The organism is Stenotrophomonas sp. FW305-C-20-S1 (assembly GCF_058783335.1).
Map to the genome: position 1 here is coordinate 81,145 of NZ_JBYTEK010000018.1, position 9,236 is coordinate 90,380.

Sequence of the window (9,236 nt, forward strand, 5' to 3'; positions counted from 1 at the left end):
AGTCGCCTCTATTGGCGCTCTGCGGCAATTGGCCTTCCAGCATCAATCCGACGACTTCGGGAGCTACGAATGTGGCGTCGGATGTCGGTACGAAAAGGAGTGGGACATGTACGTCTGCAAGGAGACCCGGAAGTAGGTCTAGTGCAGCGAGTGCTGGTCTATAACTGAGTGAAACACATCTACCTCAGCCACCCACCGGCCATTGCTGAAACAGCTAATCAGGCCACATTCGCAGTGTCCGCCCGTCCAGGCAGGGTAGCGCCCGTCGTGCAGGTCGTAGGCCTTCCAAGGCTCGCCGATAGCGCCCCTGGCCACCTCTGCCCTGCCCTCGAAGTCCTCCGGCAGGTACTGCTGCTCAGCGGCAAACACCACGTAGGTCACGCCATCTCAAGCCTCTTGGGATCAATCTGCTTCTACGGTAGAGATTGGCATTTGATCACCAACCACGGCCGTCCTCGACCTCGGAGTCTGCCGTCATAGCAACCAGTCGCACGGTGATGGTCTGGACATGCACCGAATCAGGGGCTCAACCGACTGGGCCGGCTTGCCGTAGCCCCGATCCAGCAGCGCCTCGCTGGCCGACTTAGCCAGAGCAGGGTTGTCGCCTCGCATGATAGCCCCGAGCTTCTCAATAGCCTCCTGGCTTTACTCTCGCGCCAACTGACACACCTCAAAATCCACCTTGGGCCGGCCGCTCGGATTGCCCGATTGTCCTGACTTGAATGCCATAGCTGTCACCTATTTCAGGTGTTACCAATGTGAGCCCGTGCCTTCGGAAAGCCTTGTCCGCAACATCCAAGCCAACCTCCTCGACATGTCGCCGGAGGAAGCTGGCGGCCACCTCGGTAATGTCCAAACCCCCAGGTAGACACGTTGCCCCGCGTTGGCTCGGAGCGTCACTGCAGCGATGCCCTTCACGGCTGCGGGAGATAGAGACAACGACATAGCCATTCCCTACGTTCAGCCACAAGCGGGCGCAGCTTAGGCAGCGCTTCGTACAGAATCGGGTTGTTCGTCATCTTTGCGAATGCCGGCTTGACCTACTCGTCAGTCTGCCGAGGGCTCGCAACCGATTACCGCGTCATATGCGGATATTTGTGGATCCGGCGATCCACTACTCAAAGTGGTGATGTAGCTAGCAGTCGATCAATGGCTAGTGGCCATGAAGCATCAAGAGAAGCGCTGAATTTTTTCGGCTATTCTTTCGCCGGCACAAAAAAGGCACATGGGCCGACGCCTAAGCGCCTGATTCGATGGTGGGCCCACCAGGATTCGAACCTGGAACCAAGGGATTATGAGTCCCCTGCTCTAACCGTTGAGCTATAGGCCCTGCGCAGCCTCACAGTGTAGTGGAGCATGGCCGGAGTCGGCTACTCAGTCGGCAGTAGCGAGTGCCTCAGCAACATGCTGCAACCGCTTCTCGGCTATCCCAGCGAACCGCTCCATCTCCTGCAGATGCGCTTGGAACAGCGCCACTGCCCTCATGGCCCCCTCCAGTCCCTTCTGATTGCCGCTACCGAAGCCTTCGATCAATCTCGCACCAGACTGCGTCAGCAGCGCGAACGTCGCGCGTCTGGCAAACCCCAGCCGATCCTCCCGCTCGTCCTGCAGCACTTCAATCCAATCCAGCAGGGGCGGGAAGTCACACGTATCTGCACTAGCCCGGTCGCCAGCGCTCTTGCCGGCTATCGCCTTCAGTCTCATCTTGGATCTCCTACGATTCGTCGAACCTTCTACGCCTCCTGTTGAGAGAGGCGGCCGGGTGCTTCAACACGGTCGTAGGGCCGCCCGCAGCTTTTCCCTTTGCGGGGTCTTGCATGGCTGCGCGCCACCCGGCCAGAAACCTTTGGGCTCGCCGGGGTGGCGAGTGATGCGATTTGACCTTGGATTGTCCGCTGTTACGGCAGACAGCCCTCCCACGACGGTGTGTTGAGCACCTGCAGGGGACTGTGTGGAAAAGAAGGTAGTGCCTTCAATTGTTGATTGCGACAGGGCTTGCGGCAGGCATGCCAGCTCAAACAGCTCGACGTACTGGGGCAACTGAGGAATGAGCTGGTCAACTCCTGCCCGCCGCACGGAATCGCGCTTTATTGCTCAACAATGCTCAAGCCGGTTGCGTCAAAAGGCGCAAATATTGGTGGTAGGAGACGACAAAGAGTTGGCCAAAGCGTCACCGCCAACGGGAGCCGAGCACGGGCTCGGCCCTGCAGCAGCCCTCCAAAGAAAAACCCCGCCAAGGCGGGGTTTTTCTCGACAGAAGCCGTTGCCGAGCATGGCTCGGCACTACCTGGAGATCAATCGATATCCAGGAAGCTGCGCAGCTGCTCCGAACGGCTCGGGTGACGCAGCTTGCGCAGGGCCTTCGCTTCAATCTGGCGGATGCGCTCGCGGGTCACGTCGAACTGCTTGCCGACTTCCTCGAGGGTGTGGTCGGTGTTCATGTCGATGCCGAAGCGCATGCGCAGCACCTTGGCTTCCCTCGGGGTGAGGCCGGCCAGCACGTCACGCACGGTTTCAGACAGGTTGATGTTGGTGGTGTTCTCGATCGGGGACTCCACGTTGGTGTCCTCGATGAAGTCGCCCAGATGGGAATCCTCGTCGTCGCCGATCGGGGTTTCCATCGAGATCGGCTCCTTGGCGATCTTCATCACCTTGCGGATCTTGTCTTCCGGCATGTCCATTTCCTTGGCCAGCTCCTCCGGCGTAGCCTCGCGGCCGTACTGCTGGAGCATCTGGCGGGAAATGCGGTTCAACTTGTTGATCGTTTCGATCATGTGCACCGGAATACGGATGGTGCGCGCCTGGTCGGCGATCGAACGGGTGATGGCCTGGCGGATCCACCAGGTCGCATACGTGGAGAACTTGTAGCCGCGGCGGTACTCGAACTTGTCCACGGCCTTCATCAGGCCGATGTTGCCTTCCTGGATCAGGTCGAGGAACTGCAGGCCGCGGTTGGTGTACTTCTTGGCAATGGAGATCACCAGGCGCAGGTTGGCCTCGACCATTTCCTTCTTGGCCTTGCGCGCCTTGGCTTCGCCGTAGGCCATGGCACGGCTGAGTTCCTTCAGCTCGTCCAGGTCCAGCAGGGTGACCTTCTCGATGTCGATGGTGGCCTGCTGCTCGGACACGATCTGGTCCTTCACTTCACGCAGCGCCGAAGACCACTTCTGCTTGCGCTTCAGTGCGTCTTCCACCCACTCCAGGTTGGTCTGGTTGCCTTCCCAGGAACGGATGAAGTCCTTGCGCGGCATGCGGGCAGTGACGGTGGCCAGGTTCAGCACGCGGCGCTCGTGGGCCTTGATGCTGCCCATGGTGTCGCGCAACTGCTTGGTCAGCACGTCGGTCAGCGGCAGCGGCAGCTTCAGGGTGACGAACACCGCCGACATCTCCTCGCGGAGCTTCAGCAGGTTCTTCTTGTCGCCCTTGGCGGCAGCCTTCTTGAAGGCGTTGAGGGCATCGCCCAGCGCCTGCATGCGCGCAGCCACTTCCTCCGGATCCGGACCGGTCGGTGCGGCTTCTTCATCGCCGCCGTCGACGTCGTCTTCTTCCTCGTCGGCGTCGGCATCGGCGTCGTCCGCGTCATCGGCCACCACAGCGGCCGGGGCCGGCACGTCGTCGGTCAGGTCGTTGAAGCCGACGATCACTTCGGCAAGGCGCTTGCGGCCTTCCTTGTGCGCTTCGTAATCGGTCAGCAGCGATTCGACCGACACCGGGAACTGGCCGAGTGCGGCCTGGACCTGGGACAGGCCTTCTTCGATGCGCTTGGCAATGGCGATTTCGCCTTCGCGGGTCAGCAGCTCGACGGTACCCATTTCGCGCATGTACATGCGCACCGGGTCGGTGGTACGGCCACCTTCGGTGTCGAGCGCGCTCAGCGCGGCGGCAGCTTCTTCGGCTGCGGTGTCGTCGACCTCACGGTTGCCCGTGTTGCCGTCGTTGAGAAGCAGGGTTTCCACATCCGGAGCAACTTCATGGACATCAATGCCCATGCCGTTGATCATGCCGATGATGTCTTCGATCTGTTCCGGGTCGACCATGTCGTCGGGCAGATGGTCATTGACTTCGGCATAGGTCAGGTAGCCCTGTTCCAGGCCCTTGCTGATCAGTTGCTTGATTTCGGATTGGGCAGGACGTTCGTTGGCCATGTAGTGCTCGCGCCACCGGCTAGGGGGAAATAGGGAACGTAGCATTATACCAGCCCGGGGCCCGGCCTGCCGGGCGGTGGTCCCGGCGGCCTAGGGCCTGAGGAGGAAGGTCACGGGACCGTCGTTGACCAGGCTGACGACCATATGGGCACCGAAGCGGCCCGTTTCCACCCCCGGCGCGTGATTTTCACGACAGATGTCGACAAATCGATTGAACCCGCGTTCAGCCTCCTGCGGCGGTGCCGCGCTGGTGAAGCTTGGCCGCATGCCGGAACGGGTGTCCGCGGCCAGGGTGAACTGGCTGACCAGCAGCAGGCAGCCGCCGGTATCACGCAGCGAGCGGTTCATTTTTCCGGCCTCATCTGCAAACACACGGTAGCCGAGCAGGCGTTCGGCCATCCGCTGCAACTGGGCCTCGGTATCGCCCGGCTCCATGCCGACCAGGGCCAGCAGGCCGGGGCCGATCTGCCCCACCGCCTCACCTTCCACATGCACGGCAGCCTGGCTGACACGTTGAATCAGGACGAGCATCGGCGGGCTTCCAGGCAAGGGGCCGGCCACGATAGCAGCGCCCTTGGCTAAACTGGGGCCGATGAATCCACACCGCAAAGCCCGGCTGGTCTACCGCGCCACCACCCTGTTCGCCCGCCTGCCCTGGCCATTGCTGCGCGGGTTCGCGCGCGCCCTGGCCTGGACGTGGGTGCGCCTCGATGCCCGCGAGAGCCGCGTCACCCGCCGCAACCTGGAGCTGGCCTACCCCGAGCTGGACGCGCCGGCACGCGACCGCCTGCAGCGCGAACTGCTGCGCTCCACCGCCCTGCAGGCCATCGAGACCCTGCGCCTGTGGAGCCGGAAGCCCGCCGACAACCTGCGCCTGCACCTGAAGGAGCGCCACGGCCAGGCCCTGTACGACGCGGCCCTTGCCAGCGGCAGGGGCGTGATCGTGGCGGCCCCGCACTACGGCAACTGGGAGCTGCTGAACCAGTGGCTGGCCTCGCGCGGCCAGATCGCCATCGTCTACAAGCCGCCGGAGGACGAGGCCAGCGATGCCTTCCTGCAGATCGTGCGCGGCGGCGACAACGTGCAGCAGGTGCGCGCCGAAGGCCCGGCCGTGCGCCAGCTGTTCAAGGTGCTCAAGGACGGCGGTGCCACCGGCATCCTGCCCGACCAGCAGCCCAAGGCCGGCGACGGGGTGTTCGTGCCGTTCTTCGGCGTGCAGGCACTGACCATGACCCTGGTCAACCGCCTGGCCGAGCGCACCGGCGCGACCGTGCTGTATGGCTGGTGCGAGCGCATCGGCCCGGACATGGAATTTGCCCTGCACATCGAGCCGACCGACCCGGCCGTGGCCGATCCGGACCCGCACGTGGCGGCCACCGCGCTCAACGCGGGCATCGAACGCATCGCCCGCCGCGACCCGGCGCAGTACCAGTGGACCTACAAGCGCTATACGCTGCGGCCACCGGGCAGCGGCGAGGAAGACCCGTACGCAACCGACGAACATCCGCACTGAGAGCCGCTGCACCGGCCTGCGACACACCGCCGCAGCACGTTGAATACGACGCTGGCGCCCCCATAGAGACACCGATGTCCGCCTCCCCCGGTCCTGCCATGTCTGCTTCCCCCCTGTTCGGTGATCCGGCAGCGATCCGCTGCGAGCGCGCGGTCGCCGAACTGCGCGCCGGTCGCCCGGTCCTGCTCCACGATGGCCAGGGCCAGCGCCTGGCGGTGATCGCGCTGGACAGCGCCACTGCCAGCAGCTTCGCCGCCTTCGCCAGTGCCGCGCGCGAGCGCCATTACCTGTACCTGACCGCCACCCGCGCCCGCGTGCTCGGCGTGGAGGCCCCCGAAGGCGCGCGCCTGCCGCTGGCCGGCGTTGCCTTCGATGCCCTGCCCTCGCTGGGCTACCTGCGCGAACCCGGACCGATGCCCGCGGCCTGGAGCGCAGGCGATGCGTTCGATGCCGGCGCTGTCGAACTGGCCCGGCTGGGCCTGCTGTTGCCGGCGATGGTGGCCGTGCGCCTGGATGCAGACGACGCCACGTTCGATGGCGCGGCCGAGGTTGGCCTGTGCGATCTGGCCGAAGGCGCCGCGCACGCCGCACATGATTACGAACTGGTGGCGCGTTCTCCGGTGCCGCTGCGCGACGTCGGCATGACCACCTTCGCGGTGTTCCGCGGTGGCGTCGCCCAGCGCGACCAGGTAGCGATCATCGTCGGCGAACCGGACCTGTCCGCAGTGGTGCCGGTGCGCGTGCATTCGTCCTGCCTCACCGGCGACCTGTTCGGTTCGCTCAAGTGCGATTGCGGCGACCAGCTGCGGCGCGGCCTGCGCAAACTGAAGGAACTGGGCGGCGGCGTGCTGCTGTACCTGGACCAGGAAGGCCGCGGTACCGGCATCGCCGCGAAGATGCGCGCCTACGGCTACCAGCACGACGGCCTGGATACCATCGACGCCGATGCGCAGCTGGGCTTCGGCGCCGACGAGCGCCGCTATGGCAGCGCGGTGGCGATGCTGCGCGGGCTGGGTGTATCCCGTGTTGCCCTGCTCAGCAACAACCCGACCAAGGCACAGCGCCTGCGCAATGCCGGCATCGAAGTGCTGGACTGCATTCCGGTCACCGGCGAGATCACCGCCGAGAACGAGCACTACCTGCGCACCAAGGCCGACCGTGCCGGCCATCTGCTGGATGTCGATGCGCTGATCCAGGCCGCCCAGTAACGCGGGCGACCTGCTAACGTCTGCGCGGTGCGGCCATCACCGCGCCTGCCCGCCCTGCTGCCCGACGGACGCCCGCGTGACCGAACTGCCCTTGCCTGTTGCTGCTGCCGAAATGCCCCTCGACCACTGGCAACCCCTGCCGCGGCGCGCTGCCCGGTTGGCGGCGCTGGAGGGCGCCTTCGGCGGACTGTTCATCCCCGGCGCACCGCTGGCGGCCCTCTGGTGGTTCTTCGATCTTCCCGGTGGCCTGTGGGCAGCGATGCTGGGCCTGCTGGTCGGCCTCGCCTTCGGCGCCTGGATCGGCCATCGGCGCCTGACCCGCACCCGCTGGCGGCTGGACCCACAGGGCCTAGGCCTGCGCCGCGACCTGATGTGGCAGCTGGAGACCCGCATCCCCATTTCGCGCGTGCAGCACCTGGACCTGCGTCGCGGGCCCCTGGAGCGGCGTGCAGGCCTGGCCACGCTGATCGTGCATACCGCTGGCACCCGCCTGAGTGCGGTCACCGTCAGCGGCCTGGACGAAGCCGATGCCGAGCGCCTGCGTGACACCCTGGCCCATCAGCTCGACCAGGACGCCGACGCCCTGTGAGCCTGCCCCCGCCCCTGCCGCCCTCGCTGCCCAGCGGTGGCGACGAGCATCGCCTGCATCCGTGGTCGTGGCTGTTCGTGCTGCTGATGCAGCTGCGCCACTATTTCCTGCCGCTGGTCGCGTTGCTGGTGTTCGGCCAACGCGGCGACCGCGATCCGATGTGGGCACAGTTGATCCCGTTGACCGCCATCGCCGCGCTGGTGCTGGTGTCGGTGCTGCAGTACCTCAGCTACCGCTATCGCATCGGCAACGATGCGATCACCGTGCGCAGCGGCCTACTGGCGCGCAACCGGCGCGAGATTCCCTTCGCCCGCATCCACAACGTGGAAGTGCGGCAGAACCCGTTGCACCGGTTGTTCGGGGTTGCCGAACTGCGCCTGGAATCGGCCGGCGGGGTGCGCCCGGAAGCGGAGATGCGCGTGCTGCGGCTGGACCAGGCGCTGGCCCTGGAACAACTGGTGCGCCAGCGTGGACAGGCGCCCCAGCCGACGCCGGGCGACGCGCCGGCTGCCGATGTCGTGCCATCCGACGACGAGCAGGTACTGCTGCGCCTGTCGAGCTGGGACGTGCTGCGCATGGGCCTGCTGTCCAACCGTGGCTGGGCGCTGGCGATCGCCACCTTCGGCGTCCTGTTCCAGACCGTACCGCGCCCGGTGATGGACGATGCCATCCAGCGTGGCGGGCGCGAGGCCTTCGGCTACGCCAGCCACCTGCATGCCGGGGTGACCGGCGGGCTGGTGCTGTTGGCGGCCGCGTTGCTGCTGGGCTGGCTGCTGCTGCGGGTGTTGTCGGTGGTGTTGACGCTGCTGCGCTACCACGGCTTCACCCTCAGCGAGCGCGAACGGCGCCTGACCGTCTCCACCGGCCTGCTCAGCCGCACCCGCAGCAGCGTCGCGCGCCGCCGCATCCAGGCATGGACGCTGGGCGAGAGCACCCTGCAACGCTGGTTCGGGTTGCGCCAGCTGCGCATCGACAGCGCCGCCGGTGGCCCCGCGCGCGACGACGACCGCGCGCTGCGCGAACTGGCACCGCTGGCTGGCGCAAGCGCCTGCGATGGGCTGGTGCGCCACCTGCTGCCGCAGCTGCAATGGCCACCACAGCAGTGGCAGCCGATACCGCAACGCGGTTGGTGGCGATTGTCGCTGTCCACCTTGCTGGTGGTGCCGTTGCTGACCGCCGCGCTGTACTGGCGCTGGGGCCTGCCGGCCCTGGCACTGCTGGCCTGGCTGCCGGTCAGCCTGTTGATCGCGCACCGGCAGATGGCGCGGATGGGCTGGCACCTGGATGGCCAGTTCGTGGCGGTGCGCGGCGGCTGGTGGAAGCGCTGGTGGCGCTGGGCCGAGCTGGACAAGGTGCAGGGCCTGCGCCTGCAGCGCTCGCCGCTGGACAAGCTGCTGGGTACGGCCAGCCTGCAGCTGGACACCGCCGGTGCGCATGGCGATGTGGCACTGGCACTGCGCTACCTGCCGCAGGCGCGTGCACATGCCTTGATGGAAGAACTGGCCACGGCGCTGGCACGGCGCAAGCTGCGCTGGTAGCGCGGCCGATCGTTGAACCGCCATCCACGCATGGCGTGGATCTACTGCACCACCCACGCATGGCGTGGATCTACTGCATCACCCACGCATGGCGTGGATCTACTGCACCACCCACGCATGGCGTGGATCTACTGCACCACCCACGCATGGCGTGGATCTACTGCACCACCCACGCATGGCGTGGATCAACTGCACCACCCACGCATGGCGTGGATCTACTGCACCACCCACGCATGGCGTGGA

At 65.8% G+C, this 9,236-nt stretch carries 8 protein-coding genes and 1 tRNA gene; 4 read left to right on the top strand and 5 right to left on the bottom strand.

All coding sequences use genetic code 11. The features are described from left to right. Positions 1 to 645 precede the first annotated feature (645 nt). From AC3WTC_RS11780 to dtd, 5 genes are all read right to left on the bottom strand, one after another. Entirely contained in the window at positions 646 to 729 is an 84-nt protein-coding gene (locus AC3WTC_RS11780; RefSeq protein ID WP_492711474.1) for a DUF5681 domain-containing protein, read from the bottom strand. 525 nt (positions 730 to 1,254) lie between these two features. Beyond that, a tRNA-Ile gene (locus tag AC3WTC_RS11785) sits at positions 1,255 to 1,330 on the bottom strand. 44 nt (positions 1,331 to 1,374) lie between these two features. Further along, the gene (locus tag AC3WTC_RS11790) at positions 1,375 to 1,704 is read right to left on the bottom strand and encodes a hypothetical protein (protein ID WP_492711469.1); all 330 of its coding nucleotides are present in this window, start codon (positions 1,702 to 1,704) and stop codon (positions 1,375 to 1,377) included. Positions 1,705 to 2,294: 590 nt separating this feature from the next. Then, positions 2,295 to 4,145, bottom strand: coding sequence for an RNA polymerase sigma factor RpoD (rpoD, locus tag AC3WTC_RS11795; protein ID WP_032976684.1), 1,851 nt, complete (start codon positions 4,143 to 4,145; stop codon positions 2,295 to 2,297). A gap of 90 nt (positions 4,146 to 4,235) precedes the next feature. Continuing rightward, the gene (dtd, locus tag AC3WTC_RS11800; protein WP_492711470.1) at positions 4,236 to 4,676 is read right to left on the bottom strand and encodes a D-aminoacyl-tRNA deacylase; all 441 of its coding nucleotides are present in this window, start codon (positions 4,674 to 4,676) and stop codon (positions 4,236 to 4,238) included. Between the two features lie 61 nt (positions 4,677 to 4,737). Between dtd and AC3WTC_RS11805 the strand changes: the two genes are divergently transcribed. The 4 genes from AC3WTC_RS11805 to AC3WTC_RS11820 all read left to right on the top strand — a co-directional run bounded on the left by AC3WTC_RS11805 (position 4,738) and on the right by AC3WTC_RS11820 (position 8,993). After that, the gene (locus AC3WTC_RS11805) at positions 4,738 to 5,658 is read left to right on the top strand and encodes a lauroyl acyltransferase (protein ID WP_105164715.1); all 921 of its coding nucleotides are present in this window, start codon (positions 4,738 to 4,740) and stop codon (positions 5,656 to 5,658) included. A 74-nt stretch (positions 5,659 to 5,732) separates the two neighbouring features. Then, positions 5,733 to 6,866: a GTP cyclohydrolase II RibA gene (gene ribA, locus AC3WTC_RS11810; protein ID WP_088101461.1), complete on the top strand. Its 1,134-nt coding sequence runs from the start codon at positions 5,733 to 5,735 to the stop codon at positions 6,864 to 6,866. 112 nt (positions 6,867 to 6,978) lie between these two features. Beyond that, the gene (locus AC3WTC_RS11815; RefSeq protein WP_279209217.1) at positions 6,979 to 7,455 is read left to right on the top strand and encodes a PH domain-containing protein; all 477 of its coding nucleotides are present in this window, start codon (positions 6,979 to 6,981) and stop codon (positions 7,453 to 7,455) included. Continuing rightward, positions 7,452 to 8,993 (top strand): PH domain-containing protein, encoded by a 1,542-nt coding sequence (locus AC3WTC_RS11820; protein ID WP_492711471.1) that lies wholly within the window; start codon positions 7,452 to 7,454, stop codon positions 8,991 to 8,993. Before AC3WTC_RS11815 ends, AC3WTC_RS11820 begins: the two co-directional genes overlap by 4 nt. Positions 8,994 to 9,236: the final 243 nt, after the last annotated feature.

Bases quoted from the DNA above. Each gene is read 5' to 3' on its own strand.
- AC3WTC_RS11780 (WP_492711474.1), bottom strand. From the start codon at position 729: ATGGCATTCAAGTCAGGACAATCGGGCAATCCGAGCGGCCGGCCCAAG.
- AC3WTC_RS11790 (WP_492711469.1), bottom strand. From the start codon at position 1,704: ATGAGACTGAAGGCGATAGCCGGCAAGAGCGCTGGCGACCGGGCTAGT.
- rpoD (WP_032976684.1), bottom strand. From the start codon at position 4,145: ATGGCCAACGAACGTCCTGCCCAATCCGAAATCAAGCAACTGATCAGC.
- dtd (WP_492711470.1), bottom strand. From the start codon at position 4,676: ATGCTCGTCCTGATTCAACGTGTCAGCCAGGCTGCCGTGCATGTGGAA.
- AC3WTC_RS11805 (WP_105164715.1), top strand. From the start codon at position 4,738: ATGAATCCACACCGCAAAGCCCGGCTGGTCTACCGCGCCACCACCCTG.
- ribA (WP_088101461.1), top strand. From the start codon at position 5,733: ATGTCCGCCTCCCCCGGTCCTGCCATGTCTGCTTCCCCCCTGTTCGGT.
- AC3WTC_RS11815 (WP_279209217.1), top strand. From the start codon at position 6,979: ATGCCCCTCGACCACTGGCAACCCCTGCCGCGGCGCGCTGCCCGGTTG.